Annotated in this window: 17 protein-coding genes; 9 read left to right on the top strand and 8 right to left on the bottom strand. The window is 36.3% G+C overall.

Annotation, left to right across the window (positions count from 1 at the left end):
- The first annotated feature begins 17 nt into the window (after nt 1-17).
- Nucleotides 18-119, top strand: a complete 102-nt coding sequence (gene cydX / locus PYV58_RS09270) for a cytochrome bd-I oxidase subunit CydX (protein ID WP_002120988.1) — start codon at nt 18-20, stop codon at nt 117-119.
- 3 nt (nt 120-122) lie between these two features.
- Entirely contained in the window at nt 123-419 is a 297-nt protein-coding gene (locus tag PYV58_RS09265; protein WP_004719673.1) for a cyd operon YbgE family protein, read from the top strand.
- Between the two features lie 47 nt (nt 420-466).
- On the opposite strand, the gene PYV58_RS09260 is transcribed toward PYV58_RS09265, so the two are convergent.
- From PYV58_RS09260 to PYV58_RS09250, 3 genes are all read right to left on the bottom strand, one after another.
- A complete protein-coding gene (locus PYV58_RS09260) occupies nt 467-1,015 on the bottom strand; it encodes a GNAT family N-acetyltransferase (protein ID WP_034613887.1) in 549 nt (182 codons plus the stop codon).
- Nucleotides 1,005-1,373: a hypothetical protein gene (locus PYV58_RS09255; RefSeq protein WP_034613885.1), complete on the bottom strand. Its 369-nt coding sequence runs from the start codon at nt 1,371-1,373 to the stop codon at nt 1,005-1,007. The genes PYV58_RS09260 and PYV58_RS09255 overlap by 11 nt, the downstream gene beginning before the upstream one ends.
- 79 nt (nt 1,374-1,452) lie before the next feature.
- Entirely contained in the window at nt 1,453-2,118 is a 666-nt protein-coding gene (locus tag PYV58_RS09250; RefSeq protein ID WP_034613883.1) for a DUF2057 domain-containing protein, read from the bottom strand.
- Between the two features lie 546 nt (nt 2,119-2,664).
- Between PYV58_RS09250 and PYV58_RS09245 the strand changes: the two genes are divergently transcribed.
- Both PYV58_RS09245 and PYV58_RS09240 read left to right on the top strand, forming a co-directional pair.
- Nucleotides 2,665-3,858 (top strand): hypothetical protein, encoded by a 1,194-nt coding sequence (locus PYV58_RS09245; RefSeq protein WP_034618098.1) that lies wholly within the window; start codon nt 2,665-2,667, stop codon nt 3,856-3,858.
- Nucleotides 3,859-3,986: 128 nt separating this feature from the next.
- A complete protein-coding gene (locus PYV58_RS09240; protein ID WP_004719666.1) occupies nt 3,987-4,250 on the top strand; it encodes a hypothetical protein in 264 nt (87 codons plus the stop codon).
- Nucleotides 4,251-4,387: 137 nt separating this feature from the next.
- Here the strand turns inward: PYV58_RS09240 and PYV58_RS09235 are convergent, their stop codons facing one another.
- Nucleotides 4,388-4,648, bottom strand: coding sequence for a hypothetical protein (locus tag PYV58_RS09235; protein ID WP_081407421.1), 261 nt, complete (start codon nt 4,646-4,648; stop codon nt 4,388-4,390).
- 170 nt (nt 4,649-4,818) lie between these two features.
- On the opposite strand from PYV58_RS09235, the gene PYV58_RS09230 reads away from it, so the two are divergent.
- From PYV58_RS09230 to PYV58_RS09220, 3 genes are read left to right on the top strand one after another with little or no spacing between them, the layout of a single operon-like run.
- On the top strand, nt 4,819-5,973 hold the full coding sequence (locus PYV58_RS09230) for a hypothetical protein (protein WP_034618097.1): 1,155 nt from the start codon (nt 4,819-4,821) through the stop codon (nt 5,971-5,973).
- Between the two features lie 9 nt (nt 5,974-5,982).
- Nucleotides 5,983-6,849, top strand: coding sequence for a hydroxyethylthiazole kinase (gene thiM / locus PYV58_RS09225; protein ID WP_034618096.1), 867 nt, complete (start codon nt 5,983-5,985; stop codon nt 6,847-6,849).
- A 60-nt stretch (nt 6,850-6,909) separates the two neighbouring features.
- On the top strand, nt 6,910-7,530 hold the full coding sequence (locus PYV58_RS09220) for a DUF4240 domain-containing protein (protein ID WP_034618094.1): 621 nt from the start codon (nt 6,910-6,912) through the stop codon (nt 7,528-7,530).
- A gap of 38 nt (nt 7,531-7,568) precedes the next feature.
- Here the strand turns inward: PYV58_RS09220 and PYV58_RS09215 are convergent, their stop codons facing one another.
- From PYV58_RS09215 to aceI, 4 genes are all read right to left on the bottom strand, one after another.
- Nucleotides 7,569-7,952 (bottom strand): 5-carboxymethyl-2-hydroxymuconate isomerase, encoded by a 384-nt coding sequence (locus PYV58_RS09215; RefSeq protein ID WP_275059802.1) that lies wholly within the window; start codon nt 7,950-7,952, stop codon nt 7,569-7,571.
- Between the two features lie 693 nt (nt 7,953-8,645).
- Nucleotides 8,646-10,361 (bottom strand): AAA family ATPase, encoded by a 1,716-nt coding sequence (locus PYV58_RS09210; protein WP_034618088.1) that lies wholly within the window; start codon nt 10,359-10,361, stop codon nt 8,646-8,648.
- Nucleotides 10,362-10,492: 131 nt separating this feature from the next.
- Nucleotides 10,493-12,562, bottom strand: coding sequence for a hypothetical protein (locus PYV58_RS09205; RefSeq protein ID WP_034618078.1), 2,070 nt, complete (start codon nt 12,560-12,562; stop codon nt 10,493-10,495).
- A gap of 684 nt (nt 12,563-13,246) precedes the next feature.
- A complete protein-coding gene (gene aceI / locus PYV58_RS09200; protein ID WP_004822192.1) occupies nt 13,247-13,672 on the bottom strand; it encodes a chlorhexidine efflux PACE transporter AceI in 426 nt (141 codons plus the stop codon).
- Between the two features lie 147 nt (nt 13,673-13,819).
- Here aceI and PYV58_RS09195 point away from each other — a divergent pair, with 147 nt between their 5' ends.
- A complete protein-coding gene (locus tag PYV58_RS09195) occupies nt 13,820-14,710 on the top strand; it encodes a LysR family transcriptional regulator (protein WP_034618362.1) in 891 nt (296 codons plus the stop codon).
- 88 nt (nt 14,711-14,798) lie between these two features.
- A complete protein-coding gene (gene tal, locus PYV58_RS09190; RefSeq protein WP_034618363.1) occupies nt 14,799-15,782 on the top strand; it encodes a transaldolase in 984 nt (327 codons plus the stop codon).
- Nucleotides 15,783-15,924 lie beyond the last annotated feature (142 nt).

Here is a 15,924-nt window from a genome sequence, read left to right as displayed (position 1 = left end):
CAAATAGGAGAATATTTATGTGGTATTTCGCTTGGATTCTTGGGATCTTGATGGCGTGTTTTGCAGGTGTTTTAAGCGCACTCTATATTGAACATCATCAAGATTTGGATGAGGAATAAACCATGACAGAGATCGCAATGACAACAAAACAAAGAAAGCCGAATAAGTTTGCAATGGCCATTTCGTTTTTGATGGCATTGCCTCTTGCTGCGGTATTGTTAATTCACCCTGGGGCAATGCTTGATGCCAATGGCCACTATAACCATAGTGCGCTCATGATGGTGATGATTGGTATTTCAGGTGGCTTTATACATGGGGTCGGATTTCTACCACAGTTTTGGTTATGGAAATGGTTATTTAGCCCCTATGTCGCATGGCCACTCATGCTGTGGGGCTATTACACTTGGTTCTTTAGCTAAGTCCAAAATTTGAAACAATAAAACCCTGATTTATTCAGGGTTTTATTTTAATTGGATGAAATGCTACTCGTAACACTCTTTCTCATTTCGATTAAATGCAAATCTACAACAGGTATGCCTACATTTGCATTTAAAGGATAATCCTCCACTACACCCGTTTGTACATAGCCACGGCGCTGATAATAAGCAATCAATTCATGACGTACACTTAAAACCCACATAACGAAATGCGTAAAATGGCAATGGTTGGATAGAACTTTGTTATGAACATACTGTTCAACAAAATCTAAAACATATTTGCCAATACCTTGATTTTGTAATGTAGATGCAATACAAAATGTGCCGATTTCCACATCATGTTGGGTAAAAGTCAAACCAATACATGCGACAATTTGCTCATCCAATTCAGCAACAAATAACTGAAAATTATCCTGAGCCAAGGCTTGTTCTAATTGCTTGGCATTGATTCGATCTCCCGTGACAATCTCTGACTCACTCGTCCAACTACGACCTTCTTGTTGTCGATAAGCAGAATTAATCAGATCAACTAAATTTGTAATGTCAGATATTTGTGCTGTTCTAAAATTAAGCTGCATACAGTTTGCTTTTTAAAAAATTGAAGATAAGTAAGACCAATTCAAAAATGACCAGTGATAAAGCAACCTCAATGAGAATTAGCAATTCCCCACTTCGACTAGCCGAACAATGCATTTGGACAGTTCCCGCAATACATTTAAAGATCAGCTTATAAAATGAGATTGACCAGATATATAAAATACCTAAACTAGCAAAGAAAGCTAGAAAATGGAAAATATTAGATTTATTTTGAATGAGTTGTGCTGTAATACAATAAGCTCGATATGGAATCCAACTAAAAGCAAATAAACCAATAACGGTAAAAATGATCGCTGCTGTATAAAGAAAATCATCTGAGATCAAAAAACTTTCAAACATTTTATTCTTTTTTTCAAAAACACACTTTGTTATAACACAAAAAAAGACCATCGAAATGGTCTTTTACATATACTTAAAATTATTGCTCAGCTAACCAAGTCATAAACTTCTGACGTTCCGCCTTGCTTGCATTTTGCCAGATTTGAATCAATTGGCGATCTGCTGAATTGGCGTCACTCACAGTTTGAGTGGTCTTGCTAACTGTGGTTGCTGCTGGTGATTGGCTTGTCGTTGTTGCATATACAGCTGCGGGTTGATTTACTGGCGCTTTTTTACTTGAAGTTAAATCAATCACTTTGCCAAATAAACCAGAACCTAACCAAGGCTTCGCTTCAGTATTTACACCAGTCTGTTGCACCACGAGACGGTTTTTATTGTCATAAATCGCAATCGTTGGTTGTTCTGCATATTTTTTTGCATCTTCAAAACGCTGAGGCGGATTCACTAAAGCAATTTTATAAGTTTGACCATCTTTTAAATCTGGCGCTGTCACTGTAACCACACCCGATTTTAAAATGTCATGTTCACCATTTAAATGTTCAAAATATTGCTGATAACGAACACTTACCGCAACTTGACCTGCATCGACTTTATATTCATTCTTTTTACGGATTAAACCTGAATTCACTTCTTGATCGTTCACCGCCAATACTACAATTTCTTCTGGCGCAGATAAGGTGACTGCTGCAAAAACTGATCCGCTTAGCATTAAAGCTAATGCAGCAACGCCGTATTTAAAAGCCATATTGCTCTACTCTTATGTCAAAAATATGTAAAATTTATTGCACTATGCAATGTCGTGATGACAGTTTTATGACAATGGCGATTTGTTCTGATTTTTATAATGAAACTATATTCATTTTACTTATCACATAATTTTATCATTTATTGGAAAAACCATTCATCTGCTTGTCCTAAACGCACATTTTAAAATTATTTTTTCTTATTTATAACTAGGGTCTGTTGACATTTCATAAATGGCTTGCGTTGTAGGTTAAAATTGAGCAGACAAGGCAGGAAATGAAGAGAATAGCGAGACTATTTTCGAGTTTCATAACGTAGGCTGAGATAATTTTAGCCACAACCCTTCGGGACTAGTGTGTTTTTTGCCGCTACGTCGTTACGAACTACTTATTTAGAATGACTAAATTTCGTATTTCGCGCCTAGTATCACCTAAAAAACACACGTAGTCGCAAACATAGACGAATTATCAGCAGACCCTATACCCTTTGAATAGCACACATTCAAAATAAGCATAATTCAAAAAAACAAATTAACAGGATGTTCCCCATGAATAAGAAAACCATATCCAGATTTAAAGCAATATTAACGAGATGTATCATCGGTATTACAACTGCTTTTGTCGTACCTTATGCCACACAAACAATGGCAGCAACCAGCTATGCCACTCAAGCGAGTCCTGCACAACTGTCAAAACTTGCCTATAATATGAACGCCAATATGGCACAACGTAACCTCAACACATCTGAAAAAAATCTGTACCAGCAACTTTACAACATTGCCAATAATCAAACCTCTTTATACGACCCGTCTATCACCTCCACCATTCAACAATACGAAAATATTCGTAGCAAAATTCGTCAACAATTTTCTACGGTCAAACAATTGGCGATAAATACTTATGGCAACCAGTCACAACAAAAAATAGTGCTGGCAACCAATGCCTTTATTTTGATGTATTACGATGCACTCAGTCGTAATAACCCAAAATTCTTCTGGCCAAATCTGGGGATTTTTGTAGCCAATGATGTCCGTTCAACGTACGCATTAACCTTCTCATTGTCCAATGCTTTAGATCCCTTAAATGTCACCAATGATCAAAACATCATTATTGCGGGGATGAATGTACCAACATTACAGTCCACCATTGCCCAAGCCAATAATGAATTAATTAATGGGCAAGCCAATGTGATGGCAGATATTGGTGGACTCAGTATTATGCATCAACACTATGATGCTGTGGTGTTAGCACAACAACTGACTGGCTATGGATCTACCCTGACACAAGCGTTTCAATTACAAAAAATCGCGGATGAAGAAGCGCTTAGATCAGGTATTTATTCATCAAAATTTAAAAAACTGGCTACAAATGCAGCCATTAGCTTTGGCATTCATGAACAGGAGAAAATTTTACAACCGATGTGGGATAAGCCATTAATGCGTGATTTTGCTAAACTTAATGATTTTATGCTCTCGCTGAGTTTAGAGAACTTAGGCTTACGTGGTGATATTTTTGTGGGCATCAATAAATTTAAATTAATTTTCACCCCCTATCTAATTATACGCGCACCATTCACCGCAACCAATCTGGCCAATGTACAACATCGTATTGCGATTGCACGCAATGGTTTCAATGTGCTAAATGAATGGAAACAAAATATATTCTTTGCGCCATGGATACCCATCTATCAAGCAGAGATTGGTAGAGGAAATGGCTTATACCAACCAGTAGGCGCACGATAAAGCATTAAACCCCACGATGCACAACATTACACTTTTTTCAAAGCGACTACATTTTGAGCACAGTTTTTGCTTGTTTAATGTTGTGTATATCGCACAATAAAAATACTCAACAAAAAATGAGGTGCAACATGATTTTTAAAGACCATATAGTCCGTGTTGAAAACATTAAAACGATGCAAATGCTGGATAAAGCGAAGTTAGATCATCAGGTTATTGCGATGTTTATGACTTGTGAAGGCATTCCTTTAAAAACCAGTGAAGTGACTGCGCTTTTAAAACAATATGAAATGTTAGGACAGCACAAAGTTCCAGCTAAAAAAGCCAAGGCATTGCTTCAGGCTAAAATGGAGCATTTTGAGGATTCTGAATTACCGTGCCCTGCTGCTTATTAAGGCAGCTAAGCGTTAGGATTATTGTTTAAATCACCTTTTATCGGTAAATAGAATCAATAGATACGTTCTATTTACCGCATTTAAACCATATAAACTACTAAACCATGCAAGCTTGATTTCCCCAAAGCCCCACATTGTTACTTTTGCAAAGGGATTACAAATATTTGCTTTTCAAAATAATAATGTAAACCAGACTGCGCTATTTTATCCTGCAATAATTCTGAATGGTCAATATGTTTTGACGCAACGAGGCGCGCTATATAACGGTTCTCGATCGGATCAATTTGAATATTTTTAAGTGCTTTGAGCAAGAAAATACCATAACGGCATTCTAAGTACAGTCCAGATGGAAAGATTAAAAAATGATCCCATTCCAAAACATCTAAACTTGCACTCAACTGGATTCAATCGTTGAGATTTAGTCTTTGAATATCATTGAATAATCATACAATGGGTTCAATCATCATCGAATATGTATATTTTATAATACATTCATTTTAAGCAATCAGCTTTCATCTATATAGATGTGTATAATGAAAAGTCCTTAATAATTTATATATTTATCTCTATGCTTCAAATTCTGCAAAAACAGCTGGATGAAAGTACATTTTGCCCACTTTGTCAGGCAAGTATGTATTATGTTGAAGCTGAAGAATTTGAGAAAGAAGTCAGTTTTCACCAATGTAGCCATTGCAATCATCAAGTTTTTCAAAACAATCAACGCAACTGTCATTGTGAAACATGCCAAAGCAAACGGCGTAAACTGATTAAAGAAACTCGCTTGCAAGAAACTCGTAAGCTAAAGAAAAAAGATAATTTTGAATTAGGTTTAGACCAGCTCAGTTTTTTACATAAATTATTTTTACTGAGTATTGTAGACAATCAGGTGCATGAAAATACCAACCATCAAGAGTTTATTGATTGGGAAGTGATTAAATATCATCCCATTACCCCCAATTACTATTTTCAAAGTCAACTTCTCAATCAACTGATTAAAGACAATGTTTTTGTTGCCAAAGATTTTAGTGATGATGCACATCAATACTATATCAATGTCCGTTTGGATGGTTATTCCGAACCGAGTATGTTTAGTATCGCAACACAACTACGCCACTGGTTCTATGAAAATCTAAGCCAAGGTATCCCATTTAAAACATCCGAAGAAGTCAAAAATGCACTCTATGTTGTGCTGTATCAAGAAATTGTACAGTTTACCCAACATTATTGCCGCACGTGGGGTATCCAGATTTCGGGCAATAAAAACTTCCAAATCTTCTGTTATCACCTACTCGACACATTGGCTGTTGGACAAATTTTCTATCTCATTCAGACTGCACTTGAATATCTATATCAAAAAAAGGCGCTACAAGTTCGTAACGAAAACTTTATTAATACCAATATTCTCAAGAAAACAGTGCAACAATATCGAGAACGTGCAATTGCTGAAAAATGGGAAACATCAACCCTACCACGCCCACCAAATATTCCATTGAGTAGGATGAGTGAAATACTGTTTTATCGGTTTTTGGGCTACGATGAAGGTATCTTCTTTCAACCTGTGTGGAAATCTTGGAAAAAGATTGAACCACGCTTAAATTTCTATTCACAAAAGCGCTGTATGTATTGTGGCTCAAACGAATTAACGGTTGAGTATGATGCACAAAATTATGTGACATTATTTTGTCGCAGTTGCAAACACCAAGACCACTATTTTACTCAGTAAGGAGCATTTATGAATCATCCTGAAAATATTACACATTCTCAAACGGATCAACTTCATACCCACACTGATGTCATTTTACAAAAAGTTGTGGATGCTTGGACTGAGTTACAAACTCAACAGCCCTTAGTACAGTGTATTACCAACAGTGTTGCAGCAAATTATGCAGCCAACGTCTTATTGGCTGCTGGGGCTTCACCTGCGATGATTGATAACCCATTTGAGGCGGAAAGCTTTGCTTCTATTACTGCGGCATTAAGTATCAATGTGGGAACGCCGACCTCTGAACAAATGCAGGCCATGCAAATTTCAGCACAAACTGTAGCAAGTAAAAATACACCGTGGGTTCTCGACCCTGTTGGTTATGGTGCATTTCTCAAATGGCGCAGTGAAATGGTTGATCAATTGGTTTTGCTTAAACCGACTGTTATTCGTGGTAATGCCTCAGAGATCAGTGCACTTGCAGGTAATCAAGTTGAATCCAAAGGTGTAGACAGTACTGTGTCAAGCAATGAAGTGTATTTACAGGCTTTAGCACTTTTAACCCATACCGAATGTGTTGCAATTTCTGGTGAATCTGACTTTATCCTTTCTAAACAGCTCAATAGCGTGATTCAGGTCAATGGTGGAAGCTATTTACAGCCTAAAGTCACGGCAACAGGTTGCGCTTTAGGGGCATTAATTGCTGCGTATAGTGCAGTCACAACAGCCACGATTGCAACAATCTCTGCACATATCCATTTTGCGATTGCAGGAAAACTGGCTTTTGAAAAAGCCCAAGCTGTTGGAAGCTTTAATGTCGCATTTTTAGATGAAATATATCAAATGAGTGCAGATAAAATTTGGCAATATGCAGACATAGAAGTTTTAAGTCTTTAGACTAAACATATAAATTTGCTTTTTAGCATTAAAATTAAGCTTAAACCTATGGAATCACTGATGTCATTACGAGAAGAAGAAAAATTGTTTTGGGACGCAATAGACCAGTCGAACCACAACAAAGATGCTCACTGGTCTGATTATGATATTGACCAGCATTTACAAGATCTTGTGCAATATTTATCTCAATTAGATAAACAACAACTGCTTACTTTTGAAAAAACACTCCAGCTCAAACTCTTACAACTCTATAGTGCTGAAATCGCAGAACTCTCGACAATTCTAGAATCTGATTTTACTGAAAAAGATGGTATTTTCAACTTCAATGCCTATTTGTCAGATGATGGTTTTATTTATTTTAGATGTTGGTTAATCCTCAAAGGCAAGGAATTCTTTGATGACATACAAGAAGATATTCAAAACTTTGTTAGCGGGAAATATAGTTTTGATATAGGCGACACTTGGGCTGAGGGTCTACTCTATGTGGCTGATGAAGCATATAGCGTCCATCATGAAAACGAAGAAGAGTCTGAGATTCGTGATGCGGTATATTTACAATATCCAGAACATCACTATGATTTTGCGGCGGGCGAGATTGAAAGAGATTTACTCAATGGTGTTGAGTTACAAGCGCGATATCCAAAACTGGTTAAAGCAATATGCGAACTCAGAAGTGAATAAGTAAAAGATTGGGGCTTTTTTTTTAAGCCCCAAGCTGATTATTTTTGCACAAAAACTTTTTTATAAATTTCTCGTGGCATTTCAGCAAACTCTACACAGAGCTGAATCTCTAAACCCTGTGCAGAATAATCTTCAAATGACTGTAAAAATTGCGATAAACTTTCAGTCATTAAGTCTTTTTGTGGTTCAGTACGACCACTTAGACCTTGTAAACGTACAAAAATAAATGCTTGATTACTCTGCTCGCCGCTTTCATCCCCAAAGCCAATCAAATAATCCGAAACTGATTGAATACGGGATTTAATATCATGTGCTTCACTCACCAAGCCTGTATCAAACAATGCATGATTTAAACCCAACATCAATTTCTTTTTATCTAAATTCTGAATATTGTCAGAATAATCAATAAACATTTGTGGCATGGTATTAACCGTTTGAAAGTACTGGATATTGATAAGAATTATAGCATTAACATATAAAAAAACTGTAAAATTAACGCGATTAGTTTGAAATATGACTTATTTTTTTCAATACATTGCGTGTAATTCAAATCACCAAAATAATTAGCAATGCTTTCTTGTTTGTTTATGTCTGCGACTATTTCAATATTTTCATAGATGTAATTCAGCATTATTTTTAAGTATTCTGTTTCATCACCCGTTTTTTCACCATAAGTATCAACAAAAGCGATTTGTTCAGCTTTTGATTTCCCATTTTGTTGCTGATTAACAAAATAATAAGCGATCTCTCTAAATTTACTACAAGCGACTTGTTTTTCAGTTTCGGCATATGTTGCTGTGGTTATAAAGATCAGCAATACTTTAGTGTAAAAAACATTATCATTTATACTTTATGCTGCATGCATTTTATAAATTTCTAAATATGAAATCCTAAAGATCGAAAACAGAGCTCAACATTTACCACATAGTCTTAACACTCAATAACATCCATATTATTGAGTGCATAATGCTTAACTTCTTAAAGATTAAGTTTCAAGAGTGATGATATCAAGCAAGATGATTACGAATAAATATTTGCAGACCAACTTGAATGTTTGAAATTTCAGCAATTTCAAATGAACAATAAATATGCATAATTTATAAATTTGATTTGGTTCACTCAACAAATAACAATGCCAAACGAACCTGATCATAGCCCATTTTTGGACTGGTTAAATCAACGATTGGACGTAATTTAATCGCACCATCATCATTAAAATGACTTGGATCTTGACGTTTCTTCAATTTTTTATAGATCACACGAATTTTTTCTACAACTTCTTCACCAGGATTTGCAATCGAGATATCCAAACCTTGTTCTCGATGTAAACGAGCCAAATGATTGATAATTGTCGCAGGAGTTAATCCACGTTCAACCGCAATATCCTGAATCTCATAGCCACTTTCAAACAATTCACGTGTTTCATCAAGTGTTGCTGAAGCATAATTAGTTTTACCACTATTACGCGCCAGCTTCTTCTCATTACGTTCAATCTCAGTGGTATTTAACGTACCACCACAATGACGAATAAAGGCATTGTGCTGTGTGGTTAAATCTGAATCTGCATAATGCACTTCGGCTTCATTGGATAACTCTTGAAAACGGCGATCTGCTTTAATTGCAAGACTATCCAGTTCCAACGCCTGATCATTAAAACCTAACAATCTTAAACCCTGAATCGATTTAAGCCGGGATAAAGCCACATAACCCTGACCTTTTTCAAAGGTATGGCTTAAGTTGATTTCCGCAGCTTCCAAGGTCATCCCTTGTGATTTATGAATAGTAATCGCCCAAGCTAACCGTAATGGCACTTGTTGTAGACTGGCGATGGTTTTACCACCTTCATTGTCAACAGACCATGTTTCTGGCGCAACCAATAAGGTTGTACCATCAGTCATTTTGACTTTAGGCAACATCCCCAGTTCATCGTCTTCTTCAAATCCAATGACTTCACCTAAACTACCGTTGATATAGCCCATATCGAAGTTATTTTTAACGAACATGACTTTGGCATGCTTTTTAAGCGTCAACTCATCAGGTGCACGTACAGAAGATTTCAATGTCTCAATCAGCTTTTCATTCCCATCTGTGACCGCTACAAATTGATGATCATCGCCTTCAATCGCATTGAGATGCTGAAAGTTGATGCTATCCACGTCCATATTGTGGGTATATAAACGTGTGTAGGTATCACCAATGTCTTGATTACGGGTATCTTGTAGCGCTTGAATATGCTGTGGCTGAATATTCTGGGCACGAATCGCATTGAGTACATCATTTAAAGCCGAATCATCTTGACGGTGCTGCTCTGTCAGGTAGCAAACACGGAATTTTGCGTCAACCCAAGCGGTTGACATAAAACAAAATTTATCTCGATTTAGTTCGCTATTTTTTCCTACAGGTGGCAGCTGAAAAAAGTCTCCGGCCGCAATCACTTGAATACCACCGAAAGCATCATCAGATTCTTTAAAATATTTTAAAACTTGATTGACTAAATTAAGCTGTTTGGCATGTAACATTGAGATTTCATCAATGATCAAGACTTGGGCATTTTCTAAATGCTCTTTTAAGTATTTACGCTCTTTCATACGCTTTAAATCATCATCCGTCAGCGTATCTTTGATCCCAATGCCTGCCCAAGTATGAATCGTCATGCCATTCATATGTGTTGCTGCAATCCCCGTAGATGCTGTAATTGCAACAGGGACTTTGCGTGCTTTTAAATAATTGATGTACTGATTAAGCGTATAGGTTTTTCCTGCACCAGCAGATCCAGTCAAAAAGACATTTTCACCCGCTTTCATAAGTTTGAGTGCAGTTTCTTGTTTCATAACAGCCTTGAATTACCTAAACAGGATGGGACGGCTATAGCCTAACGATTTTTGCATAAAAAGTTAAGCCAAATGCATCATGAAAAGTGAATTAAAGCCAAGTCGCTCACTCAAAATTCATCTACGTCAAACTATAAGTTTCCCAATTCTTCATTGGGTTGAATACTGCTTTTCCATTTTAAATGCTGATTTACATCATCAATAAAAGTGTGAGCTTTCAATATATAAAACTCATCAGGAATATGATTATTGGGTAAACGCAATTGATCAAAGACCAAACGTCCTAATTTATAATAACAACCTAAAGTCATTTCCTGAGTCGCATCATCAACTTTCGATACATGAAATGCTACATATTCACGATCTGCGATCCGCGCACAATAGGACAATGCCAAACAGTGTTTAAACACCAACGACTCTTGAATAATTCGTTTTAAGCTATTCAGTTCCTCATAGCACCACTCTTCAAAATAAATCTTTTGCATTGGTGCAACGCGATCCCAATGCTCTACATCTATTTTTTCTTTAAGTGTCGACAAGGTATCAACAAAATAATGATGTTGATGCCAACGCTGTGCTTGCTGATATAGACCAGACCAAGTGACATTCCGCTCAATATCGTGATGATCATTAAATAAATGCATCACGTAGTCCAAAACAAAGCTGTCGTAAATACTATGGTTAGTTGCACGACCGATCTGCATGTGTTTCAGTTTTTTACGAAAATCATCGACTGTTATATTATGCTTTTGCAACTGAATAAAAAATTCTGCATGTTGTTGTCGTTGCGGATCAATAAATTTAATCAGTTGCTTAGGCAAGCCCTGAGCAATGTGTTGTACAAACAGCATAAATGCTTGAATAATACGATTTATCTTAAGGTATATTTTTTTATACATCTGTGGTTGATCCGCCAATATCAACGCAGCGAAATCCAACCATTCTTCGATATATAAATAAGAATTAGAAATCGTTTTCTTATTCGATTTATTTTCAATCTCTGTTTTTAAAAAACTATAACGATTGTTTTTTTGGTGATTTTGCCATTCATTTGTAATTGCAAAGGAATGGCATTCAATTAAAAATAGCCGTGCTGCAATATTTTTAAAATACTTTAAAACACTTAGAGTGACTTCAGGATAAATCTTTGAAGTATCAATCAGACTTAATGCTGTGATCGTGATCCTGACATTGGGATCCTTTATATGTCGGCTGATCCAATCATTGACCTGTTCATCTTGTTTAAAGAGCCAATTTGCAGTGCGCTTAAGACTACAAATTGGAAATTGTGGAACTTGATCCTGTTCCCAATATTCAGCATCTTTTTGTAAAAAGTGCTGCTTGCTCAATAAATCCTGATATTGCCAAAAGCCCCGTTTCATATATTTTGCATAAGCAAGCATTTGCGGTTGTTCTTGAGCATGTACAGCCAGTAGTTGATAACTTGCAAAATACTGACTGATTTCGTGTAAGCGTAATGATTCTGGGTGGAAAATCTTTAAAATACGCAAATAATGCGCTGGAATAAACTGATCTAAAGAAAAAATGGCCTGTTGAAATTTGGGTAACAATGACTGAATCGGTAAAAACTCTTGACCCAATACAGAATTAATCAGCACTAAATGCTTAATGTTAATTTCAACACTTAAAGGGATTGCTTTACCATATTTGGCAAAATCAGAAACATAGGCATAATCAAAATATTCATAGTGCAGCAAAATTTGATCAATACGCTCTGCATCTGCTTCACTAATATTATATAAATACTGCTCTACCCGATTTTCACCATCCACCCACTCAAAAACCTGCTCAATCAGCGTTTGGCGGATGATTTGGGCTTTGGTCTTTAAATCAGTTGGATGTATCTCATGATATTTTGTTGTATAAAAATAAATATTTTCTGAGAAATATTGAACAAAACGATTGATATTGATTTTATTTTCTAAACAACGCGGTAACTTTTCAAAATTTAAAGCAAAAATTAAACCCTTTTCTTCATCAAAGTAGATATTGAGTAACTGATTTGCCAGACTGAATTTATGCTGCTGTGGATCAAACTGGAAAAAGTTGTGCGCAGTAATCTCGGACAAATAGTCAAATTGATCAAGATAAATCTTATTTAAATTTGCTGAAACCTGAAGTAATTCTTGAGCAGCAAGCTGGTGTCTATGTGGCAGCTGCTCCTGAACTGTCTGCACCATATTTGCCTCAATCCATCTCTTACATATATTGAATTTATTAGGGTCTGTTGACACTTCTTCTATGTTTGCGACAACGCAAGCCATTTATGAAATGTTAACAGTCACTATTGTAGGCGAACAATTTTACAAAACAAATTGAATTCAATTATCTTTTGCAAAAGTTTGTTTAAACTGAGCTGTGATCGTGTAACGGGTTTTTATTTTATTGATTATGTTTTACCTAGTTTTTATTCCTTATAGTCAAACCACCTAATTATTTATACAAGTGACTTCTATCAAGCAACTGATCATAAATGAAGCTTATGTTTTTATATGAACTTTGAGTAACAATTGGTTATCAATTCATTTTTGTACTTTTGAATCATAGATGATGATCCTATCGTGGGGCGACAGGGATGTCGCCGTTGGGCGGGGGTAAAGGACGTACCCCTCGCCAAACAGAAGATTTTTGTCACTTTTCATCTCTGAAAAGTGAGGCATTGCCTACGCAAAGCTATTTAAACTTTGAATGTAAGGTGTGGCATTGCAGTTTTTTTATAATCAAACAATTTTTCCAGAAAATTAATTTAATTAAATTTTTATAAAAAAAAGATCCCCTTACTTTTCAATAAAACTAAGGGGATCTCTATCGCAACACATTTGAAATTTTCACTAAAATTTAAAATAAATGCATTGCAGGCTTAATTAAGAATGTACAGGCTTTGCCCCCATACGCTCTTCAATCAAGTCATAACACCATTGGAAAATAAAGGTATACACCAAAATACAGGTGGTCATTCCAAAATCCAATAAAATTGCTTGCCACAAAGACATATCCATTGCGTAAGCAACCATTGGAATCGTGGCTAACATCAAACCACCCTCAAAACCAATGGCATGTAAAATACGTACACCAATCGTACGTTTAAGTTTTCTCTTACGTTCAAATTGTTCAAAGAAATGGTTAAACACCATATTCCAAACCACTGAAGTCACGGCCATTGCAACACCTAATACACCAGTAACTTCCATTGGCACTTCAAAAATAAAACTTAATGCAATCGCTATGATCACCAACAGGATGACTTCATAGCTTAATGCATGAATAACCCTTCTTTTGGAAATCATCATTTAAAACTACTCTTTCTTGATTCGATGGATGCATTATATTTTTATAATATTGATCAATCGAGTCAGGTTCTTTCAATTTTATTGAAAGGTTGCGTGAATTGGAGTAAATTTAATAATTGAAAAACTAAACAGAATGGTGCCAAGCGCATGAATATCAACCAAGAACAACTCACCATCTTTAAAACGGTGATGGAAACAGGTTCATTTTCAGCAGCAGCCCGACAGCTTGGCAAAGTCCCCTCCGCTGTCAGTATGTCTATCGCCAACTTGGAAATAGACTTAAATCTAAAACTCTTTAATCGTGTGGGACGTGAACCAATCCCTACCCCTCAAGCTCAACGCTTATATGAAAAAACTGAACAACTACTGGTAGAAATGAACCAGTGGAAACAACAAGCGATTGCACTTAGCGAAGGCTTGGAATCCTCATTAAATATCGTGGTGGTTTCAGAATTACTGCATACAGACTGGGCTGAATACATTGCACTGTTGGGAGAGCATTTTCCAACTTTAGAAATTAATATCTTCTCCGCACCACAAGAAGATGCGCTGAAAATGCTGATGAATCAGACGGCTCAACTGGCATTGATGTTTGAACGTGAAATACTTGAAAGCCGTGAGCAATTTGTCGAATTTAAAAAAGAAGCCTTGGTCCCTGTTTCAGCTATTCATCACCCATTATCAGCACATAAACAAGTTACTTTTGAACAAATCCTACAATCCAGACAAATTGTCGTGGCAAGTCGTGATCGAACCATTAAACCCGAACTGCTTTATTCTAAAAACTATTGGCGGACAGACAATCACCACTCAGCATGTGCTTTAATTTTAAAAGAACTGGGTTGGGGTGTACTTCCCTTAGAAATGTTTAATGAAAATCCTGAGCTCAAACATAAGTTAAAAATCTTAGATTTGCTCGATTTCACACCAAAATTTGAATATTTTGTCGACTTAGTCTGGAGTCGTGAGAGCAATTTAGGCTCAGCTGCTCGTTTTTTGATTAATCACATTCGAAATCAAAGAATTCATACAAAATAATAGGCCTTTCAGTACATTTTCCTCTTTTGCTCAAATCGCATTGTGTTATAAATAAATCACAAATATTTTAACTAAGAAATAATCGGTAATGACACAATCTGCATTAGATCAATTAAAACGCTTAACCACTATCGTTGCTGATACAGGTGATTTAAACGCAATTCAACAATTTCGCCCTTTGGATGCAACGACTAACCCTTCACTCATTACAGCAGCAGCACAACAGCCTGAAAGTCGTGAGCTGATTGAAGATGCCTATGCGCAAGCAAAAAAAGAAGGTTATGAATTAGATGCACTCGTCGAACGCACCATCGATATTCTCACCGTCAAACTGGGTGTCGAAATTTTAAATATTGTAGAAGGTCGTGTTTCAACAGAAGTGGATGCAGCCCTTTCCTATAATACCGAAGAAACCATTGCCAAGGCTAAAGAGCTACTTGCATTGTATAAAGAATATGGGATCGACCAAGACCGTATTCTGATCAAGATTGCCTCTACATGGGAAGGTATTCAGGCAGCGAAAGTGCTAGAAGCAGAAGGCATTCATTGTAACTTAACCCTGCTTTTTGGTTTACACCAAGCCAAAGCCTGTGCAGATGCCAATGTTACTTTGATTTCTCCATTTGTCGGTCGTATTTTAGATTGGTTTAAAAAAGCTGAAAATGTAGAAAGCTATCCAATTGAGAAAGATCCAGGCGTATTGTCTGTTAAACAAATTTATCATTACTACAAGCAACATCAAATCAAAACTGAAGTGATGGGCGCAAGCTTCCGTAGCATTGACCAAGTTCTAGGTTTAGCAGGTTGTGACCTTTTAACCGTTGCACCGGGTCTGCTTGAAAAATTGAAAAATGATCAACGTCATGTGGTTTCTCAACTCAGCTTAGACACGGACCAGACTGCTCAAGAACATCAAGAGATTTCTAAAGCAGAATTTAAACAACAATTGGAAGCTGATTTAATGGCATTCCAATTATTGCAAAGCGGGATTGACGGTTTTATCAAAGCACGTGAACAACTCGCATTATTATTGCGTCAATCTTTTGGCCTAGATGCTGATTTTATTGACTAATCTATGTATTTAGAATGATTTATATAAATCTAAATTGTAGATGCGCTTTTGGTTAAAATTGCACTAAAATCGCTCACACTCTAAAGCCGAGTTTGTTATCATAAACGCTCGGCTTTTTTATTTCGCTTTTCTTATACAGTGA

It is taken from the genome of Acinetobacter sp. TAC-1 (assembly GCF_029025845.1).
Taxonomy (GTDB): Bacteria; Pseudomonadota; Gammaproteobacteria; order Pseudomonadales; family Moraxellaceae; genus Acinetobacter; species Acinetobacter guillouiae.
This window is presented reverse-complemented; position numbering and strand designations above follow the sequence as displayed.

What these genes read in the sequence shown, in the direction of transcription:
- cydX (WP_002120988.1), top strand. Translation starts at nt 18, where the DNA reads ATGTGGTATTTCGCTTGGATTCTTGGGATCTTGATGGCGTGTTTTGCA.
- PYV58_RS09265 (WP_004719673.1), top strand. Translation starts at nt 123, where the DNA reads ATGACAGAGATCGCAATGACAACAAAACAAAGAAAGCCGAATAAGTTT.
- PYV58_RS09260 (WP_034613887.1), bottom strand. Translation starts at nt 1,015, where the DNA reads ATGCAGCTTAATTTTAGAACAGCACAAATATCTGACATTACAAATTTA.
- PYV58_RS09255 (WP_034613885.1), bottom strand. Translation starts at nt 1,373, where the DNA reads ATGTTTGAAAGTTTTTTGATCTCAGATGATTTTCTTTATACAGCAGCG.
- PYV58_RS09250 (WP_034613883.1), bottom strand. Translation starts at nt 2,118, where the DNA reads ATGGCTTTTAAATACGGCGTTGCTGCATTAGCTTTAATGCTAAGCGGA.
- PYV58_RS09245 (WP_034618098.1), top strand. Translation starts at nt 2,665, where the DNA reads ATGAATAAGAAAACCATATCCAGATTTAAAGCAATATTAACGAGATGT.
- PYV58_RS09240 (WP_004719666.1), top strand. Translation starts at nt 3,987, where the DNA reads ATGATTTTTAAAGACCATATAGTCCGTGTTGAAAACATTAAAACGATG.
- PYV58_RS09230 (WP_034618097.1), top strand. Translation starts at nt 4,819, where the DNA reads ATGCTTCAAATTCTGCAAAAACAGCTGGATGAAAGTACATTTTGCCCA.
- thiM (WP_034618096.1), top strand. Translation starts at nt 5,983, where the DNA reads ATGAATCATCCTGAAAATATTACACATTCTCAAACGGATCAACTTCAT.
- PYV58_RS09220 (WP_034618094.1), top strand. Translation starts at nt 6,910, where the DNA reads ATGTCATTACGAGAAGAAGAAAAATTGTTTTGGGACGCAATAGACCAG.
- PYV58_RS09215 (WP_275059802.1), bottom strand. Translation starts at nt 7,952, where the DNA reads ATGCCACAAATGTTTATTGATTATTCTGACAATATTCAGAATTTAGAT.
- PYV58_RS09210 (WP_034618088.1), bottom strand. Translation starts at nt 10,361, where the DNA reads ATGAAACAAGAAACTGCACTCAAACTTATGAAAGCGGGTGAAAATGTC.
- PYV58_RS09205 (WP_034618078.1), bottom strand. Translation starts at nt 12,562, where the DNA reads ATGGTGCAGACAGTTCAGGAGCAGCTGCCACATAGACACCAGCTTGCT.
- aceI (WP_004822192.1), bottom strand. Translation starts at nt 13,672, where the DNA reads ATGATGATTTCCAAAAGAAGGGTTATTCATGCATTAAGCTATGAAGTC.
- PYV58_RS09195 (WP_034618362.1), top strand. Translation starts at nt 13,820, where the DNA reads ATGAATATCAACCAAGAACAACTCACCATCTTTAAAACGGTGATGGAA.
- tal (WP_034618363.1), top strand. Translation starts at nt 14,799, where the DNA reads ATGACACAATCTGCATTAGATCAATTAAAACGCTTAACCACTATCGTT.